Source organism: Clostridium sp. C8-1-8, from assembly GCF_009928445.1.
Lineage (GTDB): Bacteria > Bacillota > Clostridia > Clostridiales > Clostridiaceae > Clostridium_AR.
This window is the reverse complement of the sequence record NZ_JAABNO010000002.1, coordinates 324,398-351,397: the sequence shown is the minus strand read 5'-3', so window position 1 is coordinate 351,397 and position 27,000 is coordinate 324,398. Positions and strand designations below refer to the sequence as shown.

Here is a 27,000-nt window from a genome sequence, read left to right as displayed (position 1 = left end):
CTCTAGATCATACCACCATCAATAGTTATTATCTGTCCAGTTACATAGGAAGACTGCTCAGAGCAAAGAAAGCTAACAACTTCTGCCACTTCACTTCCTTCACCAAATCTCCCCATAGGTATTTCCTCTGTAAGTTCAGTTGCTTCATCTTGCGATAACCACTTATTCATTGCTGTATTTATAACACCTGGCGCAACACCATTAACTCTTATCATTGATGGTGCTAATTCTTTCCCTAAAGCCTTAGTAAAGCTATTTATTGCTCCCTTAGTTGCGCTATAAACAACTTCACAAGCAGCTCCAGTTTTTCCCCAGATAGAAGATATATTAACTATATTCCCTTTTCCCTTACTCAAGAAATATGGTATTGCTAACTTAGATGTATATATTACTCCCTTTATATTGGTATCTATAAGCTTATTGATTTCTTCCTCACTTATATCCATAAGTAATCCTATATAAGACACTCCTGCGTTATTCACAAGAACATCTAACTTTCCAAAGGTTTTTATAGTAAATTCAATAAGCTTCTCAGCTTCAACATATTTTCCTACGTCTCCTTGGCATGCTACAGCATAACCACCATTAGTTTTAATAAATTCAACAACCTCCTTAGCCCCCTGCTCATCCTTATAATAATTAACCACTAAGGATGCTCCCTTGGAAGCTAAATTGATAGCAATATCTTTTCCAATTCCCTTTGATGCCCCTGTTACAATAATCACTTTCCCGCTTAAGTCATTCATAAAATAATCCCCTGCAACCTAATCTATAGTACTTCTTTTATTATTCTTTCCGCATTTTTAAAGAATATCTTTTCAACTTCTTCCTGTGAAAAGTTATTTTTCAGTAACGCTTCTGCAAGTTTGCCCATTTCACTAGCATCCTTTATTTCAACTTCATTCTCTATTCCATCAAAATCACTGCCTAGTGCTATGCAGTCAATTCCCCCTACTTGCCTTATATGCTTTATATGTTCAACCATATCCTCAATCCTTGCTACCTTGGTTGTTCCCATAAATCCACTACAGAAGTTTAATCCCATAACCCCACCTGCAGAGCTTAACAGCTTAATCATTTCATCAGTTAAGTTTCTAGAATGATTTCTAACTACTCTAGAATTTGAGTGAGAGGCCACAAAAGGTTTTTTAGAGTATTTAACTACATCATAAAAACCTCCGTCAGAAAGATGTGATACATCTACTATGATTCCAAGGTCATTCATCATCTCAACTGCTTCTATGCCAAAAGGTTTAAGCCCCTTTTCCTTAAACTCCTTCTTACAATGAGGATATCCAATCTCATTTTCAAAGTTCCAAGTTAATGTTATAAGTCTTACTCCCAAATCGTAAAATTCTTTTAGGTTTTCTAAACTTCCCTTTATAGCTCCGCCTTCTTCTATAGTAATAAAAGCCCCTAACTTATTTTCCTTGATATTTCCTAAGTATTCTTCGTAATTTCTTACTATAGCTATTTCAGAAGAATTCTTTTCAATTTCACCCTTTAATCTGTTGTACATATCAAGGCAATCATTTTTCAAATCAGTACATTCATCTTTTTCTAAGAACAATGCAAAAAATTGAGCTCTAGCATTACCTTTCTTAAGCTTTTCTATATCTACAGAAAAATCATTTTTTCTTAAACCTGCTGTTTTATCATGCACAAGTTTATATGCTGTGTCACAGTGTAAATCTATAAATTCCATATACTCTCTCCTTATAATCCTTATATATTTATTTATGCTATTTTTTATTAACCGGTTAAACTTATTTAAGATATTATTCTAACCAAATTAAGGAACCACTTTAGCTACATAGTGCAGTATCTTATTTCGATACGATAGACTATTTTCAGCTTCAGTGGTTCATATTTAATAGAATCTCTTTATTTATAATTATCTATATAATGGATACTTATCGCAAAGAACCTTAACCTTTTCTTTTGCTACTGTAAGATCTCCATCCTTATTACTTATAGCATAATCAATTATTTCAGCTATTACCTTCATATCTTCTTCCTTGAAACCTCTAGTTGTAACTGCGGGAGTTCCTATTCTTACTCCACTTGTTACAAATGGACTTCTAGTTTCGTTAGGCACAGTATTTTTATTTACGGTAATACCTATGGAATCAAGTAATATTTCAGCTTCCTTACCAGTTATATCTTTGTTGCTTAAATCTACCAATATAAGGTGATTGTCAGTACCATTTGATACTAGCTTAAAGCCTCTAGCTATAAGCTCTTCTCCAAGTACCTTTGCATTCTTTACAACTTGTGTTGCATACTCTTTAAATGAAGGATCTAAAGCTTCCTTAAAGCATACAGCTTTTGCAGCAATTATATGCATAAGTGGGCCACCTTGCATACCTGGGAATATAGTCTTATCTACATCCTTAGCATACTTTTCCTTACAAAGTATTAATCCACCTCTTGGTCCCCTTAAAGTTTTATGGGTAGTTGAAGTAACAAAGTCTGCATATGGCACTGGTGATGGGTGTTCTCCAGTAGCTACAAGACCAGCAATATGAGCCATATCCACCATAAAGTATGCTCCTACTTCATCAGCTATCTCTCTAAACTTAGGGAAATCCAAAGTTCTTGAATATGCACTAGCACCAGCAACAATCATCTTAGGTTTACACTCTAAGGCTATTCTTCTAACTTCTTCATAATCTATGGTTTCTGTAGCTTTATCTACTCCATAAGAAACAAATTCAAACAATTTTCCTGAGAAGTTTACTGGTGATCCGTGAGTCAAATGTCCACCATTACTTAAATCCATACCTAAAACTGTATCCCCAGGATTTAATACAGAAAAATATACTGCCATGTTTGCTTGAGATCCAGAATGTGGCTGTACGTTTGCATGTTCAGCACCAAAAAGTTTCTTAGCTCTTTCTCTAGCAATTTCTTCAACCTCATCAACTACGTGACATCCGCCATAATATCTTTTGCTTGGATATCCTTCAGCATATTTGTTAGTTAAATAAGATCCCATAGCCTCCATAACTGCTTCGCTAGCAAAGTTTTCAGAAGCTATTAATTCAATACCATCTTGTTGTCTATGTAGTTCTTTTTCTACAAGCTTAAAAATATCCTGATCATTATTTTGTAAACTATTAAAATTCATTCTATCACCCCAAAATCTTTCGTTTATATAGATTATAAGTTTTAATTAGAATTTAATCAACTCAATATCATTATAAAAAATACCATGAAAACATTATAATCAGTGTTATTGTAAAAAAATCTCATTATTACTATTTTAGTATAACTCCATTATATATGTCCACGCCTTTACTATAAAGTAAAATTTTATATTAGCATTAAATATCCGCTATAATTATCTAAATTTATAAAAAAAGCTTCTAAATATAAGTAAATTATAAATAGGAATAAACTTTAAAACTTAACTAATCTCACAAGTTAATTAAGCCATAATACTACTCTGCTAGAATAGGATTATAATATATAAAATTAGCAATTAAGTAAAATTGATTTATGTGTTATAATACAACTGGTATTATTTAATGACTAAAATTTATTTAAAAATATGAGGTTATCATGGACATTAATAAAATCTTACATGTGGCAACCTTTGCTGGACAAATCATATTAGAAAGCGGTGGTGAAACATATAGAGTTGAAGAAACTATTTGGAGGATCTGTAAAGCTTTTGGTGTAGAGCATGCAGACAGCTTTGTTACTCCTACGGGTATAATGGCTACGGTTTCTGATGAAGATCACAAGACTACTTCTTTGGTAAAAAGAATCCATAAACGCACAGTGAACCTAGAGAAGATTTCTAGAGTTAATGATCTATCAAGAAACATACAAACACAAAACCTTTCAGTAGATCAGTTCTACGATGAGCTTCTTAAGATAGAAAACGGCAAAAGATACAGCCCTCTGATAACTCTGTTTTTCTCAGCTTTGGGTGCAGCTGCTTTTTCTATACTATTTGGTGGAAATATAAAAGATGCCATTGCAGCCTTTATTATAGGTGTAGTAATAAAGTTGTTCTCTAATCTCTGCAGTGAGCTTAATATAAATGACTTCTTTATAAATAGTATAAGTGGGGCTATTGTGGCTGTAATGGCTTTAGTTTCAGTGAAATTAGGTATAGCTTCAAACACAGATATAGTCATAATAGGTGCAGTAATGCTTCTAGTCCCTGGGCTTGCTATAACTAATGCAATACGAGATACAATAGCAGGAGATTTGGTTTCTGGGCTTACAAGAGCCGCTGAAGCTTTTCTTATAGCTATTTCTATCGCTGTTGGAACTGGTGCTATTCTTATATTATGGTTAAAGAACTTCGGAGGTATCTAAAATGTTACTAAAAGAAACTATAGCTGCACTTATAGCCACCTTAGGTTTTGGTATTATATTTAATATAAAAGGAAAAAATCTTATATTTGCTTCCATAGGAGGCATGATAAGCTGGCTCATATATAAGCTAGCTCTTCAATCTACAGGCTCAGACATAGTTGGATTGTTTATTTCCTCAATAGTCTTCAGCGCTTATTCGGAGGCCTGTGCAAGAATACTAAAAACTCCTGTAACCACAATAGTTATATGTGCTCTAATCCCGCTAGTACCTGGAGGAGGCATGTACTATACAATGTATGAAGCTGTTAGAGGTGATACTGCAAAGGCTTTTAACACTTTACTAACTACTCTAGCAAGTGCAGGTACTCTAGCTTTAGGAGTAATATTTGTATCAACTCTTACAAGACTGATAAGCTCCGCAAGGCATCACTACATTGAAGTTATAAATAAAGAACGACGCCCTTATTAGAGATTAAGAAAGTCACTGAAGCTACTTTCTCTTTCCCAAGGCATATAAGGGAAACTGAAAGTAGAAAAAGGATTCAATGAATAATCATTGAATCCTTTAACTTATTCCTATTACTTCATAAATGTATTGATTGTCTTGATCAGCTGTGCTAATCCTTCTTCTGCTTCTGAGTCGTGAGGTATGCCCATGCAGTTTCTAGCATAATCTTCTATGATCATACCGCCTACTTTATTTATTGCTGCTCTTATAGCAGCTATTTGAACAAGAACATCTGGACAGCACACATTCTTATCTATCATATTATGAATGCCTTTTACTTGCCCTTCTATTCTTCTTAGTCTAACTAATATATCTTTTTTAAGCTTTTCACTTTTTTCATCTACAACATCATCAAATGTTTCGTCCATAATTTATCACTCCTATTAGTATACCTATATACCGTATATATTGTATCATCTGACTATATTTTATACAATATTAAGATATAATTTCCTAGTAACATTTAAACTCATAGTAACTTATTGAACTCAAACTAAAGGTTACTTTTTTTTCAAACAGCTTTATCTAAAATATAATTACCTAATGAGTAAAAAAAGTCGCTGAATATCTTCAGCGACTTTTTGCTTATATGTCTTTCTGAATATATGAAAAAATTCAAAAGACAAATAAGTTTTATTTTTATAGCCATATTAATTTTTCTTATTTTTCACTCTTAACTGTAGCAATACCTAGTTCAGTTAATTGCTTTTCATCTACCACATTAGGAGCTTCTGTTAAGTAACAGAATGCATTTTGGTTTTTAGGGAATGTTATAACATCTTTTATGTTATCTGTTCCTGCTAAGAACATTATCATTCTGTCAAGACCAAAAGCTAATCCGCCGTGAGGTGGTGGTCCAAACTTAAAGGCTTCAAGTAAGAACCCGAACTTCTCCCAAGCTGATTCTGTAGTAAAGCCTAAAGCTTCAAACATCTTCTCTTGTAACTTAGTGTCGTGTATTCTTATTGATCCTCCACCAAGCTCTTCTCCGTTTAGAACTAAATCGTAAGCCTTAGCTCTTACTTTTCCTGGGTCTGAAGTTAAGAACTCTATATCCTCATCCATTGGCATTGTGAATGGATGGTGAGCTGCAAAGTATCTTCCTTCTTCTTCGTCGTACTCGAAAAGCGGGAACTCAGTGATCCAAGTGAAATTGAACTCAGTCTTATCTTTTATTAAATCAAACTTCTTAGCTAATTCTAATCTTAATTGACCTAAACTTTGGAATACTACGGAATTCTTATCTGCAACTATAAGTATTAAGTCACCATCTTCAGCATTCATAGTATTTATTATATTCTTAAGTTCATCTTCCTTTAAGAATTTAGCTATAGGTGATTTCACTTCATTTTCCTTAAGTTGAATCCAAGCTAATCCCTTTGCCTTAAAGGTCTTAACGAATTCGCCTAGTCTATCTATATCTTTTCTTCCCATAGAAGCTCCACCCTTTAAGTTAAGAGCCCTTACAGATCCGTTATTAGCTATAGCATCAGCAAACACTTTAAATTCTGCAAACTTTACAACTTCAGTAAGATCAGTTATTTCCATACCAAATCTTAGATCTGGCTTATCTGAACCGTACTTTTCCATTCCTTCTTTGAAGGTCATTCTCTTAATTGGAAGCTTTACTTCCACACCTAATACTTCCTTAAATACATGAGCTATTAATCCTTCATTTAAAGCCATTACATCATCAGCTTCAACAAAGCTCATTTCAAGGTCAATTTGAGTAAATTCAGGCTGTCTATTAGCTCTTAAATCTTCATCTCTGAAGCATTTAGCTATTTGGAAGTACTTATCAAAGCCTGACACCATTAGAAGCTGTTTAAATAGCTGTGGAGATTGAGGCAATGCATAAAACATTCCTGGATAGTTTCTTGAAGGCACTAAGTAATCTCTAGCTCCTTCTGGAGTTGATTTTGTAAGTATTGGAGTCTCAACTTCTAAGAACCCATTATTATCTAAATAATCTCTTACTGCCTTAGTAGCTCTATGTCTTATCTTGAATATATTTTGCATATCTGGTCTTCTTAAATCAAGATATCTATATTTTAATCTTATATTTTCTGCAGCATCTAAGTTTTCTTTAATATATATTGGTGGAGTTTCAGACTCTGATAATATCTTTATGTATTTAGCCTTAAGCTCAACCATTCCTGTAGGAATATTGTTATTTGGCGCTTCTCTTTTTACAACTTCACCTGTAACAGCTATACAGTATTCTGGTCTTACAGCACCTGCTTTATTAAAAGCTTCGCTGTTTATCTCATCTCCAAAAACAACTTGAAGGATTCCAGTTCTGTCTCTTAAGTCTACGAACTCTAATCCGCCTAAATTTCTTTTTCTTTGAACCCATCCCATTACTGTTATGCTTTCACCAATGTTGCTTTCTCTTACTTCACCACACATTATGGTTCTCTTTAATCCTTGTAATGCTTCACCCATGGTGTATCCTCCTATTGCTCTTTTATTAATTTTGCAAGGCAAGTCAAATCATCTAGATTTATAACCTGTTCCTCACCACTTTGCATATTTTTAATCTTTGCAGATCTATTAGCAATTTCGTCTTCACCTAATACTAAAGTGAATCTTGCTCCAATCTTATTGGCATACTTCATTTGAGCCTTAACGCTCTTTTTCATATGGTCACATTCACAGTATATTCCATATTTCCTCAAATCGCAAATCAATTTTAATGCTTCAAAATTGGATTTTTCACCTATTGAACCTACGAATAAATCTATATATACTGGCTTAGGAATATCTACTCCTTGATTTTCGATGATCATAAGCAGTCTTTCTAGTCCTAATCCAAATCCAAAGGCAGGCATAGAAGGTCCTCCAATCTCTTCGATTAGCTTATCGTATCTTCCGCCTCCACAAACAGTAAGTCCATCGTGTATTATCTCGAAAACAGTCTTTGTATAGTAATCCAAACCTCTTACAATCTTAGAATCTACAGTATATTTTATTCCTAAAGCATCTAGATAACCCTTAAGGTTCTCAAAATGAGTACTGCATTCTTCGCAAATAAAATCCAGTATTATTGGAGCTTTTTCTGTTATCTCCTTACACTTCTTTTCCTTACAATCAAGTATTCTCATAGGATTTCTGTCGAATCTAGTCTTACAAGTAGGACATAGGTTATCGTGGTTTTCCTTAAGATATTCTTTTAGGGCATTGTTGAACTTTTCTCTGCAGTGTGGACATCCTAAGCTGTTTATATTTAAACTAAGATCATTAAGTCCAAACTCTTCTAGTGCTCTCATTGCTAAAGACATTATTTCTGCATCTACAGAAGCCTCTTTAGAGCCGAAAACCTCTATGCCATATTGGTGAAATTGTCTAAGTCTTCCCTTTTGAACATTCTCATATCTAAAAGCTGGTGTAAAGTAATAAAGCTTTGTAGGCTGAGCATCAGCGTAGAGACTGCTCTCAATGAAAGCTCTAACTGCAGGTGCTGTACCTTCAGGCTTAAGAGTTACGCTTCTTCCACCTTTATCTTCAAAAGTATACATTTCTTTTTGAACTATATCAGTAGTTTCCCCTACTCCTCTTAAAAATAGTTCTGTGTGTTCAAATATAGGAGTTCTAATTTCTTTTATTCCATACTCTCTTGATAGTTTTCTAAACTTCTCCTCTACGTAATGCCACTTATATGCATCTCCTGGCAGCATATCCTTTGTACCCTTAGGTGCCTGTATTGATGACATGTAAATTACCTCCAAAACTTAATATAGTGTGTTAAGCAAAGCTATTTTGCCTTCTATCATCTCATCTATTCTATTAATGTACTCTTTAACATCCTTTACATTTCCAAAACGCTCTATTCTATTTTCTTCTAAAAACACTACCTTCGAAACCGCATCTGCTCCTAAAGCAATTATAGTTTGATTGTCCTCAATCATTTGAATGTTATATATACATTCTTTATCTTCTTTAGAATAACCTACATTCTCCATATTTCCTACCATATTCTTCTGTCTATACATATAATATGGATACATGCCTAATTCTTTTGCTAAAGTTTTAGTCTTATCGTACATTTTATTTAGCTCATCCTGCTTAGGTATATGTATACTTTGCTTTAAAACTAAATTTTCATGGAGCCTTGAGCTTCTTTTAATAGACATTCCATGAACTGTAAGGCTGTCTGGATTTAACTTTAGTATACTTTCATAGGTATTGTCGATCTCTTTTAATCCCTCATTTGGAAGACCTACGATTATATCCATATTTATATTATCAAAGCCTATGCTTCTAGCCAAGTTGAACTTTTCAACTACATCCTGTACACTATGATTTCTACCTATTTCTTTTAAGCTTGAATCATTCATACTTTGAGGATTGATACTTATTCTATCTACAGAATATCTCTTCATAGTTTCTAGCTTTTCAACAGTTATACTATCAGGTCTTCCACACTCTACTGTAAATTCCTTGATGTTTCTGTTATAGACAAAACTATCATAAACCTTCTTCATTAGATCTTCAAATTGTTCATTATCCACAGAAGTTGGTGTGCCACCACCAAAATATACAGTTTCAATAACTAAAGCTTTGCTGTCTACATAATCTTTAATAGCAACTATTTCTTTTGATAATGCTTCTAAATAAGGATCAACTTGCTTCTTGCAACCAGCTATTGGATTAGATGCAAAGGAACAGTAAAGGCATCTAGTAGGGCAAAACGGCATACCGACATAAATACTTATTGTGTTACTATCCTTATTTACAAACTTTTCTTCATACTTAGCTACTTCTATACAAAGCTCAGCTTTTTCTCTTTGTACTAAGAATTCATCATTATAGTGTTTTATTATCTCTTCTTCAGATAATCCTTCGTTTATAAACTTTAAGGCCCTTTTGCTTGGTCTAATACCTATCATAGTGCCCCAAGGATATTTCTCTCCTGTTAGATTAGACAAGGCTATAAAAATGTTTCTTTTTATTTCTTCTTTTTTACCTTCTTCAATATTTCCTTTATAAAGAACTTCTTGAGATTTTGTCATCTCCATATTGTCAGCATTTATTGACACGCAGAAATCTTCACCTTCCTTGACAAAAGAAATGTCTTGAAAGGTGAAGAAAATATTGAACATCTGATACACATCATATCTATATTTTTCATCATTTAGTTTTATCTTAATTTCCATAAGTGCTCCTTACATAAAGGGAATTGTTATAAACTATTCTAAAAACGGATTGTTATTTCTCTCAAAACCAATAGTTGTAGTATCTCCATGACCAGGTAATACTCTTACAGAGTCATCCAGAATCATTAATTTTTCAGTAATACTATTTATTAGAGTTGCAAAGTCTCCTCCAGTAAAATCAGTTCTTCCTATTGACTGTTGGAATAATGTGTCACCAGCTATTAGTATATCCCCCATTAAAAAGCACATTCCACCAGGAGTGTGTCCAGGAGTGTGTATACACTTAAGCTTTATACCTGCAAATTCTAATTCATCACCATCATTTAGGTGATGGTCAGCCTTTGGAATATTACCAAAAACATAAGTGTTTTTTAAGATAAGCTCTTCTTCAATTTGATTTATATAAAACTCTATTCCGTACTTATCCTTTATGTCTACTACTGCTCCTACATGGTCAAAGTGTCCATGGGTTATAAGAATAACTACTGGTTTTATATTTTTAGTTTCTAAGTAGTCTATTATCTTTTCGCTATCTGCACCTGGATCAATAACAATTCCTTCGTTGGTAGTGTCATTGATAACAATGTAGCAATTTTCAAAGTTTGATCCTACTGGAATTCTAGCTATATTCATATTAAGACCTCCTTAAAAATTCTTTTTACTATCCAATATCAAGGTTACAGGACCATCATTTAGAATGTCTACCTTCATATCAGCTCCAAAGATTCCTGTTTCTACCTTTATGTTTTCTTGTCTACACATATCTACAAATAAATCATAAAGCTTCTTAGCTTCATCTCCTCCAAGAGCCTCCATAAAGTTAGGTCTTCTTCCTTTTCTGCAGTCTCCATACAAAGTGAATTGAGAGATTAATAAAAGCTCTCCTTCCACTTCAATTAGGGACTTGTTCATTTTTGCATTTTCATCCTCAAATACTCTAAGGTTTATTATCTTGTCTTTTATATACTTTAAATCTTCTATAGTATCATCTTTACTTATTCCTATAAGTACATTAAAGCCTTTTTCTATTTTTCCTACAACTTCATTATCCACAGTCACAGAAGAGCTTTTTACTCTTTGAACCACTGCTCTCATGACATCACATCCTATTACAATTATATTAGATTTTTTACAAAACATATTTATAAAATGCTATGTTCAACACAGTACTTTAACAGAGCCTTATAAAGAAACAACTATAGTTATATATTAATCTAGCTATTCATTCTATATACATCCAGAACGCCTTTAAGCTTTCTTATCTTTCTCATAAGCTCCTTAAGCTGTTCTACATTATCTATCTTTACCTTTATATTTACTAAAGCTGTATTAGTCTTCGTTGAGTTTGCATTAAGTCCATTTAGAGGAAGCTTTGACTCTGTTATCACCGTCATTATATCTGCAAGAAGCCCATCTCTATCTTCAGATCTAACTTGTATCTCTGCAGTATACGCACCTTTTGCAACTCCCCAGTTTACTTCCACTATCTTTTCTGGTTCTTCAATCATTATGGTCTTAAAGTTACTACAGTCTTTTCTATGTACTGAAATACCTCTACCTCTAGTTATAAATCCAACAACCTCATCTCCAGGCACTGGATTACAACACTTTGCAAATCTAACCATAAGGTTACTTTCACCTTTAACGGTTATTCCATAATTGATATCTTTTTTATGTACCTTTTCACCTTTAGATATATGTTCTTCAATATTTTTTGTTATCTGTTCATTAGACTGAATAACTTTTTCAGTGGCACTGTATTCTTTAAGCCTAGAAATTATAGTGGAAGCTGATACCATACCTATTCCAACTGCTGCATATATATCATCTACAGTTCTTAGGTTGTTGTATCTCTTAAGAAGCTTTTCAAAGCCTTCACCTTTAACTAAATCAGAAAAATTAGCAAGTTGCTTCTTTGCTTCCTTTTCGATTATATCTTTACCTTTATCTATATTTTCTTCTCTCTTAGCTCTTTTAAACCATTGTTTTATCTTACTCTTAGCTTGATTGCTAGTAGCTATATTAAGCCAATCTATATTAGGCCCTTTTGCCACTGATGAGGTAAGTATTTCTACAATCTCACCGGTCTTCAGCTTATAGTCTAAAGGAACCATTTTTCCGTTCACCTTAGACCCTACGCATTTATTACCTACATCTGTATGTATCTTATATGCAAAGTCTATAGGTGTAGAATCGTTAGGCAGACTTATAACTATGCCCTTAGGAGTAAAGACAAAAATCTCGTCTGAGAATAAGTCCATCTTGAAGCCTTCCATAAACTCCTCTGCATCTGCAGTATCCTTCTGCCATTCCAGCATATCTCTTAACCAAGAAAGCTTAGTTTCAAAGGTATCTTCTTTGTTTTCAGAACCGCCTTCTTTATACTTCCAGTGTGCAGCTATACCGTATTCTGCAGTTTTATGCATCTCGAAGGTTCTAATCTGGATCTCAAAAGTCTTTCCTTGATGACCTATTACTGTAGTATGTAAGGATTGATACATGTTAGGCTTAGGCATGGCTATATAATCTTTAAATCTACCAGGCAGTGGTTTATATATGGTATGAACAATTCCTAAAGCTGCATAGCAATCTTTTACTGAATTAACTAAGATTCTTATAGCAGTAAGATCAAATATTTGTTCTATATTCTTATTCTTGTTTACCATCTTTCTGTATATGCTGTAAAAATGCTTTGGTCTTCCATCTATATCAGAATCTATTCCAGCAGACTCAAGATTTTCAGTAAGTTCATCAATTATATTAGCTATGTAATTTTCTCTTTCTATTCTCTTTTCAGCAATCTGCTTAACTAAGTCGTAGTATTCCTCTGAGTGTAAATACCTAAAAGCTAAATCTTCAAGCTCCCACTTTATCTTAGACATACCTAATCTATGTGCAAGTGGTGCAAATATATCAAGTGTTTCCTTAGCTTTTTCTTTTTGTTTCGCCTCAGGCATAAATTTTAAAGTTCTCATGTTATGAAGCCTGTCTGCAAGCTTTATTATTATGACTCTTATGTCTTTAGCCATTGCAAGAAGCATTTTTCTAACATTATCTGCCTGCTGTTCTTCTTTAGTCTTATATCTTATCATGTCTAGCTTAGTAACACCGTCAACTAAGTCAGCAACCTCTTGGTTAAACATATCTTTTATATCATTATAAGTGTAATTCGTATCCTCAATTACATCATGCAAAAGCCCAGCCGCTATAGTACTAGTATCCATACCGAGCTCTGCTAAAATGGAAGCAACACTCTCAGGATGTATTATGTACGGTTCACCAGACTCTCTCTTCTGAGATTTATGTGCATCTGCCGCTAAATTATATGCTTTTTCAATAAGTGCAAGGTCTACGTTATTACAGTTATGTTTAATTTTATCAATTAAGATCTCAAGCATACGAATTACACTCCTCATTCATAATTGTTAAATTGCTCATTTAAAGTCAAAGGCTGGTTTTATAACCAGCCAAATATATCTTTTATTATATTATATCTATAGAAATAAGTCTATAGTATTACAAATCATATTGAACTAAAGATGTTATATCATAACCCTCAAGTTTTTCTCTACCATGTAATTCTGTAAGTTCTATAGCAAAAGCAAGTGATACCACTTCGCCACCAACTTGTTCTATAAGCTTTGCGACTGCTCCTATAGTTCCTCCAGTTGCTAATAAATCATCAACTATTGCAACTCTAGCACCTGGCTTTATTGCATCCTTATGGATCTCTAAACAGTCCTTTCCATACTCTAATTCATATTCAACTGCAACTGTATCATATGGAAGTTTGCCTTTCTTTCTAACAGGTACAAATCCTACACCTAAAGCATATGCCACAGGTACTCCAAAGATAAATCCTCTTGCTTCTGGTCCTACTACTACATCTATTTGTTTTTCTTTAAGGTAGTTAGCTATTTCGTCGATAGAAGCTCTTAAGCCTTCTCCATCGCCTATTAGTGTAGTAATATCTTTAAAGCTTATACCTTCCTTAGGGAAGTTATCAATAACTCTTATTTTATCTTTATAATCCATCTTTTCTCCTCCAAATAATTATTAATTGATTATGTATCATTATCTTATCTTTTCATTGTATAAGTACTTTGTAATTTGTCTTGCTCTTGATATGTCATTTGTTGTTAGGAGTTCCACCACAATTCTAGCATTATCTTTCTTGTCCACAGCTCCAATCGCAGGAGTTATAACATTTATTATTTTTCTTATACTATCACAATTAAATTCATCAATATTATAAAATTCCATTATAGCTCTTAGACCATAACTATTCGTATTATTAAGAAAGTTTATGCCTTCCTTGATAAAAATAGAATTTTCTCCTTTGTTTTCAGCATCAGATGATATAGTACCTAATAAAATCAAATCTAGGTATCTATTAATACTCTTCATATTATAGTATATAGCAATAGCCTGCATCAACTTAAAAATTACTCCTGATGCGGATAGATTTTTATATCTATAAGAACATCCTTCTTGGCTCGGATTGATGTAAATCGATTTTAAATCAGATCTAACTTTTTTATTTTCTGTGATAATCAAGTCTATACCTAAACTACCACAGAGAATTTCTTGCTCTTTTGATTCTAGTCCACATCCGCTAGTTATCAAAAGTTCAGCACCAAGAAAGTGAATATGATTTCTTAGCGTTTCTGTTTCTAAACTGTGCGAATTATTCTTTTCATCACCTATATAATATTCAACATCTGCATTCAAGTATTTTAAAACAAGCAAAAGGGAGGCTAAGCCGCACAAACCATCAACATCGCACCCTGAATATATAACGATCTTTTCTCTTTGGTTTATTGCTTTAACCAATCTTTCTATGGCCTTATTCATATTTTTTATTATAAATGGATTGTATCCAGTTATATAACTAGGGCGATATATGCTCTCCCAAATCTTTTCCATGACTAACTCCTCCAAAAATAGAAAACAACTATATTATAATTTAAAATTACAGTTTTGACAAACACTTTTGGAGAAAATATGACAGACCTCCACAAAAAATGTGGAGGTCTGTCAAACTTTATCGTCAAATTATGCATTTCAAAGATTATTAAGCTGCTTCTTTTATCTTTTCTTTTCTATTCTTTAGCATTACCCAAATTGGACTTGCTATGAATATTGAAGAATAAGCTCCAGATACTATACCAACTATGAGTGGGAAAGCAAAATCTCTTACTGAAGGTACGAAGAAATATACAGCACTAGTAGTTATTAATGTGGTTAAAGCTGTATTTATAGATCTTGCAAAAGTTTGAGTTATACTTCTATTAGCAAGCTCTACATAATGCATTCTTCTATACTTCTTAGTGTTTTCTCTTATTCTATCAAATATTACTATGGTATCACTCATAGAGTAACCTATTATAGTAAGTATGGCAGCTATAAATGGTGTATTTACAGGTAGATTGAACACTGAATACACTGTTAAAGTTATAAGTACGTCATGAAGTAATGCAACAATAGCAGCTATACCAAAATTAAATTCAAATCTTACAGCTATATAAGCTAGTATTATTACTAAAGATATTGCTAATGCAATAAAAGAGTTTTTGGTAAGCTCAGAACCAACAGACTGACCAATTTGTTGCTCTGAAAAATCCTTATCTTCAATTTTGTACTTATCTTTAATATCTTTTTTTATGTCACCAACCTTAGTAGTATCCATATATTTTGTTTTAATTTCAAGTTGAGTATTATTAATAGTGTTTGTAGTAGCATCATCAAGATACTTTTTAACAATTGCATCAACATCTGATTTATTGAAATTCTTTTTAAAATCTATCGTAATTTGAGAACCACCTCTAAAGTCTATACCAAAATTAAGTCCACCTCTATATATCATAAAGCCAATACCAATTGCTATTATTAACAAAGAGGAAATAAACCATATTTTTGTTCTTTCTATAATCTTAAACATCTGTTTTACCCCCTTTTGACCCTAAATGCAACTGGTTTATTAAGCAATCCCATATTAACTGCTAGATTCATAAGTGCTCTAACTACTACTATAGCTGTGAACATACTTAGTACAACACCTATAAGTAATGTAAGAGCAAAGCCTTTTACAGGACCTGAACCAAAGAAATATAATACAAGCGATGATATTATAGTAGTTAAGTTGGAGTCAATTATTGAAGACATTGCATTGTGGAATCCAGCTTTAACAGCTGTTTTTACTGACTTACCAGTTCTCAATTCTTCCCTTATTCTTTCAAACATCAGGACATTAGCATCTACTGCCATACCTATAGTAAGTAACAATGCTGCAATACCAGGTAAGGTAAGTGTAACACCAACACCTATGAAAGTGAATAAAACTAATGATATAAATAATGTCAATCCTAAACAGGCAATTAAACCTGGGCCTCTATAATATAAAATCATAAATAAGAATATAATTGCTATACCTACAGCTCCAGCTTTTAAGGCATTAGGTAATGCATTAGCTCCAAGCTGAGCTCCTACTGTTTGAGTAGATACTGCTTTTACTGGCATAGGAAGTGCACCTGCATTTATTATGGAAGCTATTTTTGTAGCTTCTTCCACTGATCTATTACCAGTTATCTGAGCTTTTCCATCTATAATTGCATTTTGTACCGTTGGACTAGTAAGCTCATCTTGGTCCATATAAATAGAAATTTTTTGTCCTATTAATTTACTAGTGGCATCTGCGAATTTTTTCTTTCCAGATTCATTAAATTCTAATTCAATTATTACTTGACCAGTTGTTGGGTCATTACCAACATTTGCCTTATAAACATCCTTACCATTTAATAAAACATTACCACTAGGATCTTTAAAGCTTAGTTCTCCAGTTTTACTTAAACTATCAACTATACTTTTTGAATCGTACTGACCTGGAATATCAACTCTGATTCTTTTGTCACCTTCTGTTGTAACAACAGTTTCAGCAACTCCAGCTTTGTTAACTCTTAGAGAAATCATTTCCTTAGTCTTATCTAAATCAGCCTTAGCAACTGTCTTATTAGATTGGATTTCCATAGTAACTGTTACTCCACCTTGTAAGTCCAATCCCTTTGTAATTGATTTCTCGAAAGACTTAAATTCCCATTGATTTGCTCCTGAGCCTATAACTAACCCATGGAACCCCGCAAATGCTAGAAAAGCTATTCCAGCAACGCAGAGAATAAAAAGTATGATACTTTTGCCTTTGCCTTTTGTTTTCATTTTTATCCCCCTCTGTTAATTCTCATACTGTAGATTATAATACCTACCTCATATTATGTCAATAAATGGGAAGTTACTATTGCATTGTAACAGCTTTTAATGCGATAGCGCACTCAATTCTCTTTTTTTGCATCTCACAACCAATCTCATATGGTACATGAATGTCACCATTGAAATTGAAGTTATTAGCTTGACATCCACCGCTACAATAGAATCTAGCCCAGCATTCCTTGCATTTTGGCTTATTATATATATGTGCTGTTTTAAATTCTTGCTCTAAATCTTTATCAATGTCTAAGCTATCTAAGTTACCTATAAGGAAATCTTTATTTCCTACGAACTGATGGCATGGGTATATCTCCCCATCAGGAGTTATAGCAACATATTCATGTCCAGCACCACATCCTGAGATTCTCTTATATACACATGGTCCACCGTTTAGGTCAATGTTAAAATGATAGAAAGTAAATTGATCCTTACCTTCACTATGTCTTCTTACCATTTCTTCATATAACTTATCATACTGTTCAAATATAACTGGGAGGTCTTCTCTTCTTAAAGAAAGTTCATGCTCATCTGGAAGTACAACTGGTTCTATTGATATTTCTTTAAAGCCTTCATTTGCTAAAGCCATCACATCTTCAAAGAAATCAGTATTATTTCTTGTAAAAGTACCTCTAGCATAGTATTGCTTAGACTTATCTCTCTTATCTACCATCTTTTTAATATTAGGTAGAATTCTATCATAGCTACCGCTTCCATCAACTCTTACTCTTACTGCATCATTTACATTTTTTCTTCCATCTATAGACAATATTATATTTCCCATGTTTTTATCCATATATTCCATTATTTCATCATTTAATAATGTAGCATTGGTAGTCATGGTAAATCTAATATTCTTTTTGTGTATTTTCTCTTGTTCTCTAGCATAATCAACTATTTCTTTTATAGTATCAAATACCATAAGCGGTTCTCCACCAAAAAGATCCACTTCTATATTTCTTCTAGGACCAGATTTTTTTATAACCCAGTCAATTGCTTTTTTACCAATTTCAGCACTCATTGGCTTTCTGCATCCCTTATATTCACCTTCATCAGCAAAACAATATTTGCATCTTAGGTTACAATCATGGACTACATTCAAGCATAGAGCTTTTATGTAGCTATCATCTCTATCACTCATCGCTATATCTTCATATAAATCTTTAGAGTAAAGCATACCTTCCTCTATCAATTCATTTATATCATAAAGCGCTTCTTCTATTTCTTCTTTTGTGTAAATTCCTGAAAAATTATTTATTAATTGTTCTTTATCTCTTAACTTTTCATCATCTATAAGATCATAAATAAGCTTGTCAACTATATGAACGCTACCAGAATTTACATCAATCACATAAAAATCATTACCTTTAGTAAACTTGTGGATTAATGCCAATTTAAATTCCTCCTAACTAGATTGATGGCAGTAACTTAAAAGTTACTGCCATTACTAACTTCATTATGTTATAATTAATTTTTTTAAAGATTATAATTAATTTTCACACGCTAAGTTCGCTACTGTACATGAAGTCTTACAAGCTGATTGGCATGAATTAGCACATTCCTTACATCCTGGCTTACAAAGACTGTTCTTAAGGCTTGATCTGTTTATAGTTTTAATATGCTTCATTTCATACTCCTCCATTCTATTGATTACTAAGCCATTATATCACATACATTAGCCATAATAAAGACTTTTTATATATTTATTCCTAACATTCCAGATAATACTCCTACTGCCAAAGCCAGCAGTCCCCTCCATAAATCATTTACGGAAAAACTCATATTACCTCTAAAAACTGCGGAGACTATTAAAATAAGTATAAAATAGCAAAGACCAACTCCAAAGCCTACAATCCAGCCTTTTTCGCCATTCTTCCTAGAAGCATACACTGCTCCCAGCAAGATGCTTAAACATGTAACAACAACCCAAGTAACACTTAGGGTTTTTACACTTAAAAGACTAAAGCTCATCACTATGCTTATGGCAACAACAAAGATCATAGTCGCTATTAGCGATCTTAATACTCCCTTTGCCACATTCGAAAAACACTTGCTCCACTCCAAAACAAACACCCCCTATCCACTAAATCTTATGTGGACAAGGGGTGTAATATAACCTATTTATTATCTTCTTTTTGATTTACAAGACTACCTATGCCTTGTCTTGAGAGCTTTATTCTTGCTCTATCTGGACCGCTTTCTAATATTATGTAATCGTCTTGAAGATTTACTATCTTTCCGATGATTCCACCCTTAGTCATTATTTCATCATTGACTTTTAGATTTTTTAACATCTCACCGTATTGTTTTCTTCTCTTTCTGTCTGGAATTATAAGTATAGCGTAAAAAACCACTAACACTAACACCATAGGTAATAATTGAATAAGATATGGCATATGAATCCTCCTCTACAAGTTTATACAATATATATATTAAGCTCTTCCGCCCCATTCTTCAAGCTTTTGTTTTTTGAAGTCTGCGAAATAATCTCCATCGATAGCATCTCTTATATCCTGCATCAACTTATTATAGAAGTATAGATTATGAAGCACACATAATCTCATAGCAAGCATTTCCTTAGCCTTAAATAGATGTCTTATATAAGCTCTTGTATAGCTCTTGCAAGTTGGACATTGGCAACCTTCATCTATAGGTCTAGCATCAGTTTCAAACTGTGCATTCATTATGTTTATCTTTCCATTCTTTGTGAACACATGGCCATGTCTTCCATTTCTCGCAGGAAGAACACAATCAAAGAAATCCACTCCTCTTTCTACTGCTTCTAAAATATTGCTTGGAAGACCTACGCCCATAAGATATATAGGTTTGTCTTCTGGAAGATGAGGAACTACAGAGTCTATTATTCTATACATCTCCTCATGAGTTTCTCCTACAGCTAAACCTCCTATGGCATAGCCATCAAGATCCATTTTTGATATAGTTTTAGCATGCTCAATCCTTATATCATCATAAACGCCGCCCTGATTGATTCCAAAGAGCATTTGTTCTTTATTTATTGTATCCTCTAAAGAATTCAGTCTCTTCATCTCTTTAAGACATCTTTCAAGCCATCTAGTAGTTCTTGCTACTGAAGCTTCAACATATTCTCTAGGAGAAGGATTAGGTATACATTCATCAAAAGCCATTGCTATAGTAGATGCCAGATTACTCTGTATCTGCATGCTTTCTTCTGGTCCCATAAAGATTTTCTTACCATCTAAATGAGAATTAAAGTATACGCCCTCCTCCTTTATCTTTCTCATGCCTGATAAAGAAAACACCTGAAATCCACCGGAATCAGTAAGTATAGGTCTATCCCAATTCATAAATTTATGAAGTCCACCCATAGTCTTAACAACCTTATCACTTGGTCTTAGGTGCAAATGATATGTATTAGAAAGTTCCACTTGGCAGTTTATCTCTTTTAAATCCATAGAAGATACTGCACCTTTAATTGCAGCTAAAGTTCCTACATTCATGAATACCGGAGTTTGAATGGTACCATGAGGAGTAACAAACTGTCCTCTTCTCGCTTTTCCATCTTTTTTTAGTAAAGTATATCTCTTAGTCAAAGTTCCACTTCCTTATCTTACTTTTAGTGTATAAACATAGCATCTCCAAAGGAGAAAAATCTATAGCCTTCCTTTACTGCTGTATTGTAGGCATTTAATATATTTTCTTTTCCAGCAAGGGCACTTACTAGCATTATAAGCGTTGATTCTGGAAGATGAAAATTAGTTATAAGTGCATCTACTACTTTAAACTGGTAACCTGGATATATAAAAATATCAGTCCACCCGCTTGACTCACTTAAATTACCTTCACTATCTGCTATAGTCTCTAAGGTTCTAGTAGAGGTTGTTCCAACAGCAATAACCCTCTTGCCAGCCTTTTTAGTATTATTTATGATATCAGCAGTTTCTTTAGAAAGCTGGTAAAACTCCGAATGCATATTGTGATTTTCTACATCCTCAACCTTTACTGGTCTAAAAGTACCAAGTCCTACATGAAGTGTAAGATAAGCCACATTCACACCTTTTGCCTTTATCTTCTCTAATAAGTCATTGGTAAAATGCAAGCCAGCTGTAGGTGCAGCAGCAGAGCCTTTTTCTTTTGAATATACAGTCTGATATCTTTCTTTATCATCTAACTTTTCATGAATATATGGTGGAAGAGGCATTTGCCCTAACTCATCCAAAACTTGTTCAAAGATACCTTCATAAGTAAAGTCTATTATTCTGTTGCCTTCTTCACCTATTTCTTTAACTTCAGCCTTAAGCTTACCATCTCCGAAACTGAACTTTGTTCCTACTTTAGCTCTTTTCCCAGGCTTTGCAAGACATTCCCATCTATCATTATCTAATCTTTTTAGAAGTAGGAATTCTATTTTTCCTTTAGAACCTTCCTTCTCACCTATAAGTCTTGCAGGAAGTACTCTAGTATTGTTTAGTATCAAAGTATCCCCTTCGTTAAAATAATCTAAAACATCATGAAAGATCTTATGTTCTATTTCTCCACTATGCTTATCAAGAACCATCAATCTTGAAGAATCTCTTTCTTCTAAAGGAACTTGAGCTATAAGCTCCTCTGGTAAATCAAAATAAAAATCACTTGCTTTCATTTTATCCTCCTATTTGTCAAATAAGCTAGACTGTCCTTCATATCTATTATTAGTTTTTCTGCTTCTTCCCAGATGTTTATAAGCTTTATCTGTAGCAACTCTGCCTCTTGGAGTCCTAACTATGAAACCTCTTTGTAAAAGATATGGTTCATAAACGTCCTCTATAGTATCAAATTCTTCCCCTATAAAGTAAGCCAAAGTCTCAATACCAACTGGACCGCCTTTAAAGTTGTCTATAATAGCTTCTAGTATACTGTTATCAATTCTATCAAAGCCTTGACTATCCACTTCTAAAAGTTCAAGAGCTGCTCTTGCTGCATCTACATCAACAACATTATTCCCCTTTACTTCTGAGTAATCTCTAACTCTTTTCAATAACCTATTAGCTATTCTAGGAGTCCCCCTAGACCTTCTCGCTATTTCAAAAGCGCCTTCTTCTATTATGTCGCAGTCAAGTATGCTTGCAGATCTTACTATTATTTCCTTCAGCTGTTCATCCGTATAATATTCCATAGAGCAAAGCACACCAAATCTATCTCTCAGCGGCGCTGTAAGCATACCAATCCTAGTTGTGGCACCTATTAAAGTAAACCTTGGCAGATCTATTCTTATAGATTTTGCAGATGCCCCTTTTCCTATAACTATATCAAGAGCGTAATCTTCCATAGCAGGATACAGTATTTCCTCTACACTTCTGTTGAGTCTATGGATTTCATCTATAAAAAGCACATCGTTATCACTTAGTGTTGTTAAAATAGCCGCTAAGTCTCCTGCTCTTTCTATAGCTGGACCTGAGGTTATTTTCAGATTACCACCCATCTCCTTAGCTATTATATTCGCCAGCGTAGTCTTACCAAGACCTGGTGGCCCGTATAATAAAGCATGATCTAACGCTTCATTTCTATTTTTAGCTGCTTGAATAAATATACTCAATCTTTCTTTTACTTTATCTTGACCTATGTACTCGCTTAACTTTTGAGGTCTTAAGCTATATTCAGAGTTAATTTCTTCTTCCTTCTTGTCAGATGACGTTATTCTCTCTTCCAAACATTTTCACCTCTTAATTCATAAGTACTTTTAAACAATTCTTTACTATACTTTCCAAACTATCATTTTGATTAACACTTCCAAGAGCTTTTTGCGCTTCCTTTTCTGTATAACCTAATGCAAGCAAAGCAGATAAAGCTTCTGAAATGTTTGAAGAGTAACTATTATCATCTACGAAGCTATTTTCAAAATCCGTTGGTATCAAATCTTCATTAGGCTTTAATTTATCTCTAAGTTCTAGTATTATTCTTTGGGCAGTCTTCTTCCCTACACCAGGAGCTCTTGTTATATGCTTTTCGTCACCAGTCATTATAGCATACTTTAGATTAAGTGGTGAGCTTATGGAAAGAAGAGATAAGGCAGCCTTAGCCCCTACACCATTTATAGTTAAAAGCAATTTAAATAGTTCTAGCTCTTCCTTAGTCAAAAAACCATATAATCCAATAAAATCTTCTCTAACAATCTGCTCTAAAAATAACTTTACTTCCTCATCAACCTTAGGCATCTTTGCAAGGGTACTTCCAGATGTAAAAATCTTATATCCAATTCCTAGATTTTCAACGACAGCATAATCTTTATTTATGCCTTTATACTTTCCTATTATATACTCATACATTTTAACCCCTCCAAATGCACTTCAGTAGTTTCAAACCTACATATTACTTTAACATTTTAACTTACTTTTATCAACAGAGGAAATTTTAAGATAACTCACTTTTAATCTTGCACTAACTCGATAGCAGATTCCTCCTTAGCATCCACCTCAATCATTGATAAATCCTATAAATTCTTAACAATTTAACAAGTAAAAAAGCAGCTAAAGTGCCCTACTTCAGCATTTTTTTGCAAATCTTACTTTTCTAAATGTATTCGAAGAAATTCTGGCAGGAGACATAATTTCTCTTTTTTTATTTTTTATCTAATAAATTCATTTAAGTTATCTAAACAATAAGTATCCAAAGCTTTATCTAAAATGTAATTTTCTCGTATTAGAAAATAAAAGATATAAAAATTATAATTATAATTTTTATATCCACAAATAGCGAAAATCTCACTGAAGTAATCTATTCAGTGAGATTTTTAGTACATCTTTACAAAAAAGATGTCTTATTTAAAAGTATCCGCTTGCAGCTTCCTCTGCATCATCTCTTGTTTTAAATTGCATCTTAAAGTTTACTATATCCTTCTTATCTTGTTCAGGTAAAGAACTTACCTTTTTCTTATCTGCAAATATGTCTTTTGAAGCATTTTCTATATAAGGCACTCCTTTAGAGTCAGTCTTATATATAGCAAAAAAATCATTTTTCTCTCCTAAATAATATTTATTAGGTTGCAGCTTGTTTATAAAAGATCTGCTAAGTATAATCTGAGAGTCATCCATACTTTCTATTGAATAACTAAGCGCTTTAAAGTGATTTACTAAATCATCTTTTTTAAGACCTTGTTCTATTCCCAAATCTTTTTTTAGTTCTTTTACAGTATATTCTCCATCGATTATAAACTGTTCAGAATCCTTACTTTTAGATTTAAGTACCAATTTCATATCATCCTTCAAATATCCATTTTCAGAGTTATACAAAACATTATTGCCATTGGTCTTTTTATCTGCAAGATAATATGATTTTGTAAGATAATAGCTCAAAATAAATACTGCAGAAGAAAGCAATATAAATATTGATATTTTCAATAAATTTTTCTTCATATAATCACCTCTATTGGGTATTTTTGACTGCAAGTTAAATATTTATACATCTTTCTTCTTATTATTTGCATTACTATTTAAAAACTGGGAAATACTATATTGAAATTAAATGGAATCAAGCAATATTGACTAAATTCCCACATAGTGCTATGATTTAAATATAATTCAGAGTAAAACACTCTACATTAAGAAATTGAGGTGCGATGAAATGAAAGATTTACTTTTGGAAATTAATAACCTTAAAACAAAGGTTGATGATAAGGAAATATTAAAAGGGTTAAACCTAAAGATAAATAAAGGTGAGGTTCATGTTGTTATGGGACCTAACGGAGCTGGTAAGTCTACACTAGCAAACACAATAATGGGTCACCCTAAGTATTCTGTAACAGATGGTGATATTGTATTTGAAGGTGAAACAATCAACGAGCTTAAACCAGATGCAAGAGCTAAGAAAGGTATATTTTTATCCTTCCAAGCTCCTGAAGAAGTACCTGGTATAACAGTAGAAAACTTTATAAGAACCGCAAAATCTAATATTGAAGATAAGCAAATAAGCTATTTGAGTTTTAATATGAAGCTTCAAAAGAAAATGGATTTATTAAAAATCAATAAAGAATACGCAGAAAGATATTTAAATGTAGGTTTTTCTGGTGGTGAAAAGAAGAAAAATGAAATTCTTCAAATGATCCTCCTTGAACCTAAACTAGCAATCTTAGACGAAACTGATTCAGGTCTAGATGTAGATGCAGTAAAACTTGTATCTCAAGGTGTAAGCATGTATAAGAATGAGAATAATTCAATGCTTATAATAACTCATAATACAAAAATACTAGAGCATATTACTCCAGATTTTGTCCACGTACTAGTAGATGGCAAGATAATTCATACTGGCGATGCTTCATTGGTAGAAGAAATAAACACTAACGGTTTTGAAAAATTCCTAAGTGAGATAAATAAGTAGGTGATGAGATGAGTAAAACATATGTTGAGGATATAGATAGAGGTATTTACGATATCTATAATGAAGACAATTTTAGTTACAAGTCAGAAAAGGGATTAACTGAAGATATCATAATTAACATATCAAAGGAAAAGAATGAACCTGAATGGATGTTAAACTTTAGACTTAAATCCTTAAAAATATATAATTCTATATCTGTACCAACTTGGGGACCAGATATAAGCGAACTTGATATGGATAATATAGTAACCTATGTTAAGCCTGACACTCCTATGACTGGTTCTTGGGATAAGGTTCCTGAAGATATAAAAAGCACTTTCGAAAGACTTGGAATACCTCAGGCTGAGAGAGAATCACTAGCCGGTGTAGGTGCTCAGTACGATTCAGAGGTTGTTTACCACAATGTTAAGGAAGAGCTAGTTAAACAAGGCGTAGTATATACAGACATGGAAACTGCTGTTAGAGACTATGAAGATATAGTTAGAGAACACTTTATGAAACTTGTTCCTCCTAGTGATCATAAGTTTGCTGCACTTCATGGTGCTGTTTGGTCTGGTGGCTCCTTTGTGTATGTTCCTGAAGGAGTTCAAGTAGATATTCCACTTCAAAGCTACTTCAGATTAAACTCTCCTGGTTCTGGTCAGTTTGAACATACTCTTATAATTGTAGAAAAGGGAGCAAAACTTCACTTTATAGAAGGCTGCTCAGCTCCAAAATATAGTGTAACTAACCTACATGCTGGATGCGTAGAACTCTTCGTGAGAGAAGATGCAAAACTAAGATATTCAACTATTGAAAACTGGTCTAGAAACATGTTAAATCTTAACACAAAAAGATGTGTTGTAGAAAAGAATGGTACTATAGAATGGGTATCTGGATCCTTTGGTTCAAAGGTTTCTATGCTTTACCCAATGAGTATATTAAAAGGTGAAGGTGCTAAATCTGAGTTTACCGGCATAACTTTTGCTGCAAGCGGTCAAACCCTTGATACAGGAACTAAGGTGGTTCACGCTGCTCCAAACACTTCTTCAACCATCCATTCAAAATCTATTTCAAAAGATGGAGGAACTGCTGTTTACAGAGGTGTAGTAAAAATTAATAGCAATGCTGTGAATTCCAAATCTTATGTATCTTGTGAATCATTGATGCTAGACAGCAAATCAAAGTCAGACACAATACCTGTAATACAGATTGAAAATGATGAAGTAGATATCGGACACGAAGCTAAGATAGGAAGAATAAGCGACGAGGCTATATTCTACTTGATGAGCAGAGGTATAGATGAAGAAGAAGCAAAAGCAATGATAGTAAGAGGTTTCGTAGATCCTATCACAAAGGAACTTCCTCTAGAATATGCTGTAGAAATGAATAATCTAATTAATATTGAGCTTGAAGGCACAATAGGATAAGGAGGGG

General features: G+C 33.3%; 27 protein-coding genes. 4 read left to right on the top strand and 23 right to left on the bottom strand.

Annotated features, from left to right (window positions below):
- Positions 1-2: 2 nt before the first annotated feature.
- The 3 genes from GXK57_RS03355 to glyA form a co-directional block, all read right to left on the bottom strand.
- Positions 3-746, bottom strand: a complete 744-nt coding sequence (locus tag GXK57_RS03355; protein ID WP_160671403.1) for an SDR family oxidoreductase — start codon at positions 744-746, stop codon at positions 3-5.
- A 23-nt stretch (positions 747-769) separates the two neighbouring features.
- Positions 770-1,705 (bottom strand): dipeptidase, encoded by a 936-nt coding sequence (locus GXK57_RS03350; RefSeq protein ID WP_160671400.1) that lies wholly within the window; start codon positions 1,703-1,705, stop codon positions 770-772.
- A 189-nt stretch (positions 1,706-1,894) separates the two neighbouring features.
- A complete protein-coding gene (gene glyA / locus GXK57_RS03345) occupies positions 1,895-3,130 on the bottom strand; it encodes a serine hydroxymethyltransferase (protein WP_160671397.1) in 1,236 nt (411 codons plus the stop codon).
- A gap of 434 nt (positions 3,131-3,564) precedes the next feature.
- Between glyA and GXK57_RS03340 the strand changes: the two genes are divergently transcribed.
- Together GXK57_RS03340 and GXK57_RS03335 are read left to right on the top strand one after the other, a co-directional pair.
- Positions 3,565-4,332, top strand: coding sequence for a threonine/serine exporter family protein (locus GXK57_RS03340; protein WP_160671394.1), 768 nt, complete (start codon positions 3,565-3,567; stop codon positions 4,330-4,332).
- A 1-nt stretch (position 4,333) separates the two neighbouring features.
- The gene (locus tag GXK57_RS03335) at positions 4,334-4,801 is read left to right on the top strand and encodes a threonine/serine exporter family protein (RefSeq protein WP_160671391.1); all 468 of its coding nucleotides are present in this window, start codon (positions 4,334-4,336) and stop codon (positions 4,799-4,801) included.
- A gap of 110 nt (positions 4,802-4,911) precedes the next feature.
- Here the strand turns inward: GXK57_RS03335 and GXK57_RS03330 are convergent, their stop codons facing one another.
- The 20 genes from GXK57_RS03330 to GXK57_RS03235 all read right to left on the bottom strand — a co-directional run bounded on the left by GXK57_RS03330 (position 4,912) and on the right by GXK57_RS03235 (position 24,623).
- A complete protein-coding gene (locus GXK57_RS03330) occupies positions 4,912-5,208 on the bottom strand; it encodes a metal-sensitive transcriptional regulator (protein WP_160671388.1) in 297 nt (98 codons plus the stop codon).
- A gap of 292 nt (positions 5,209-5,500) precedes the next feature.
- Entirely contained in the window at positions 5,501-7,285 is a 1,785-nt protein-coding gene (gene aspS / locus GXK57_RS03325) for an aspartate--tRNA ligase (RefSeq protein WP_160671385.1), read from the bottom strand.
- Positions 7,286-7,296: 11 nt separating this feature from the next.
- Positions 7,297-8,553 carry a histidine--tRNA ligase gene (gene hisS, locus GXK57_RS03320; protein ID WP_160671382.1) on the bottom strand — a complete coding sequence of 419 codons (1,257 nt, stop codon included), beginning with the start codon at positions 8,551-8,553 and terminating at the stop codon, positions 7,297-7,299.
- Positions 8,554-8,571: 18 nt separating this feature from the next.
- Entirely contained in the window at positions 8,572-9,996 is a 1,425-nt protein-coding gene (locus GXK57_RS03315; RefSeq protein WP_160671380.1) for a coproporphyrinogen III oxidase, read from the bottom strand.
- 33 nt (positions 9,997-10,029) lie between these two features.
- Positions 10,030-10,629 carry an MBL fold metallo-hydrolase gene (locus GXK57_RS03310; RefSeq protein WP_160671377.1) on the bottom strand — a complete coding sequence of 200 codons (600 nt, stop codon included), beginning with the start codon at positions 10,627-10,629 and terminating at the stop codon, positions 10,030-10,032.
- Positions 10,630-10,641: 12 nt separating this feature from the next.
- Positions 10,642-11,091 carry a D-aminoacyl-tRNA deacylase gene (gene dtd, locus GXK57_RS03305; protein ID WP_160671374.1) on the bottom strand — a complete coding sequence of 150 codons (450 nt, stop codon included), beginning with the start codon at positions 11,089-11,091 and terminating at the stop codon, positions 10,642-10,644.
- A 119-nt stretch (positions 11,092-11,210) separates the two neighbouring features.
- Positions 11,211-13,394 carry a bifunctional (p)ppGpp synthetase/guanosine-3',5'-bis(diphosphate) 3'-pyrophosphohydrolase gene (locus GXK57_RS03300; RefSeq protein WP_160671371.1) on the bottom strand — a complete coding sequence of 728 codons (2,184 nt, stop codon included), beginning with the start codon at positions 13,392-13,394 and terminating at the stop codon, positions 11,211-11,213.
- Positions 13,395-13,512: 118 nt separating this feature from the next.
- Complete coding sequence (locus GXK57_RS03295; protein ID WP_160671368.1) at positions 13,513-14,031, bottom strand: adenine phosphoribosyltransferase; 519 nt, start codon at positions 14,029-14,031, stop codon at positions 13,513-13,515.
- A 39-nt stretch (positions 14,032-14,070) separates the two neighbouring features.
- Positions 14,071-14,922, bottom strand: a complete 852-nt coding sequence (locus GXK57_RS03290; protein ID WP_160671365.1) for a DHH family phosphoesterase — start codon at positions 14,920-14,922, stop codon at positions 14,071-14,073.
- Positions 14,923-15,070: 148 nt separating this feature from the next.
- Positions 15,071-15,937, bottom strand: coding sequence for a protein translocase subunit SecF (secF, locus tag GXK57_RS03285; RefSeq protein WP_160671362.1), 867 nt, complete (start codon positions 15,935-15,937; stop codon positions 15,071-15,073).
- 5 nt (positions 15,938-15,942) lie between these two features.
- Positions 15,943-17,208: a protein translocase subunit SecD gene (gene secD / locus GXK57_RS03280; protein WP_160671359.1), complete on the bottom strand. Its 1,266-nt coding sequence runs from the start codon at positions 17,206-17,208 to the stop codon at positions 15,943-15,945.
- A gap of 76 nt (positions 17,209-17,284) precedes the next feature.
- A complete protein-coding gene (gene scfB, locus GXK57_RS03275) occupies positions 17,285-18,646 on the bottom strand; it encodes a thioether cross-link-forming SCIFF peptide maturase (protein ID WP_160671356.1) in 1,362 nt (453 codons plus the stop codon).
- A 96-nt stretch (positions 18,647-18,742) separates the two neighbouring features.
- Positions 18,743-18,880 (bottom strand): six-cysteine ranthipeptide SCIFF, encoded by a 138-nt coding sequence (gene scfA / locus GXK57_RS03270; protein WP_128212712.1) that lies wholly within the window; start codon positions 18,878-18,880, stop codon positions 18,743-18,745.
- Positions 18,881-18,948: 68 nt separating this feature from the next.
- A complete protein-coding gene (locus GXK57_RS03265) occupies positions 18,949-19,317 on the bottom strand; it encodes a TIGR04086 family membrane protein (protein WP_160671353.1) in 369 nt (122 codons plus the stop codon).
- Positions 19,318-19,370: 53 nt separating this feature from the next.
- The gene (gene yajC, locus GXK57_RS03260) at positions 19,371-19,649 is read right to left on the bottom strand and encodes a preprotein translocase subunit YajC (RefSeq protein WP_128212710.1); all 279 of its coding nucleotides are present in this window, start codon (positions 19,647-19,649) and stop codon (positions 19,371-19,373) included.
- Between the two features lie 36 nt (positions 19,650-19,685).
- Positions 19,686-20,825: a tRNA guanosine(34) transglycosylase Tgt gene (gene tgt, locus GXK57_RS03255; protein WP_160671350.1), complete on the bottom strand. Its 1,140-nt coding sequence runs from the start codon at positions 20,823-20,825 to the stop codon at positions 19,686-19,688.
- A gap of 23 nt (positions 20,826-20,848) precedes the next feature.
- Entirely contained in the window at positions 20,849-21,874 is a 1,026-nt protein-coding gene (queA, locus tag GXK57_RS03250; RefSeq protein ID WP_160671347.1) for a tRNA preQ1(34) S-adenosylmethionine ribosyltransferase-isomerase QueA, read from the bottom strand.
- Between the two features lie 9 nt (positions 21,875-21,883).
- Positions 21,884-22,921, bottom strand: a complete 1,038-nt coding sequence (ruvB, locus tag GXK57_RS03245; protein WP_160671344.1) for a Holliday junction branch migration DNA helicase RuvB — start codon at positions 22,919-22,921, stop codon at positions 21,884-21,886.
- 13 nt (positions 22,922-22,934) lie between these two features.
- Positions 22,935-23,537 (bottom strand): Holliday junction branch migration protein RuvA, encoded by a 603-nt coding sequence (ruvA, locus tag GXK57_RS03240; RefSeq protein WP_160671341.1) that lies wholly within the window; start codon positions 23,535-23,537, stop codon positions 22,935-22,937.
- Between the two features lie 495 nt (positions 23,538-24,032).
- Positions 24,033-24,623 (bottom strand): hypothetical protein, encoded by a 591-nt coding sequence (locus tag GXK57_RS03235; protein WP_160671338.1) that lies wholly within the window; start codon positions 24,621-24,623, stop codon positions 24,033-24,035.
- A 208-nt stretch (positions 24,624-24,831) separates the two neighbouring features.
- On the opposite strand from GXK57_RS03235, the gene sufC reads away from it, so the two are divergent.
- Together sufC and sufB are read left to right on the top strand one after the other, a co-directional pair.
- Complete coding sequence (gene sufC / locus GXK57_RS03230) at positions 24,832-25,584, top strand: Fe-S cluster assembly ATPase SufC (protein ID WP_160671335.1); 753 nt, start codon at positions 24,832-24,834, stop codon at positions 25,582-25,584.
- Between the two features lie 8 nt (positions 25,585-25,592).
- Positions 25,593-26,993 carry a Fe-S cluster assembly protein SufB gene (sufB, locus tag GXK57_RS03225; RefSeq protein ID WP_160671332.1) on the top strand — a complete coding sequence of 467 codons (1,401 nt, stop codon included), beginning with the start codon at positions 25,593-25,595 and terminating at the stop codon, positions 26,991-26,993.
- Positions 26,994-27,000: the final 7 nt, after the last annotated feature.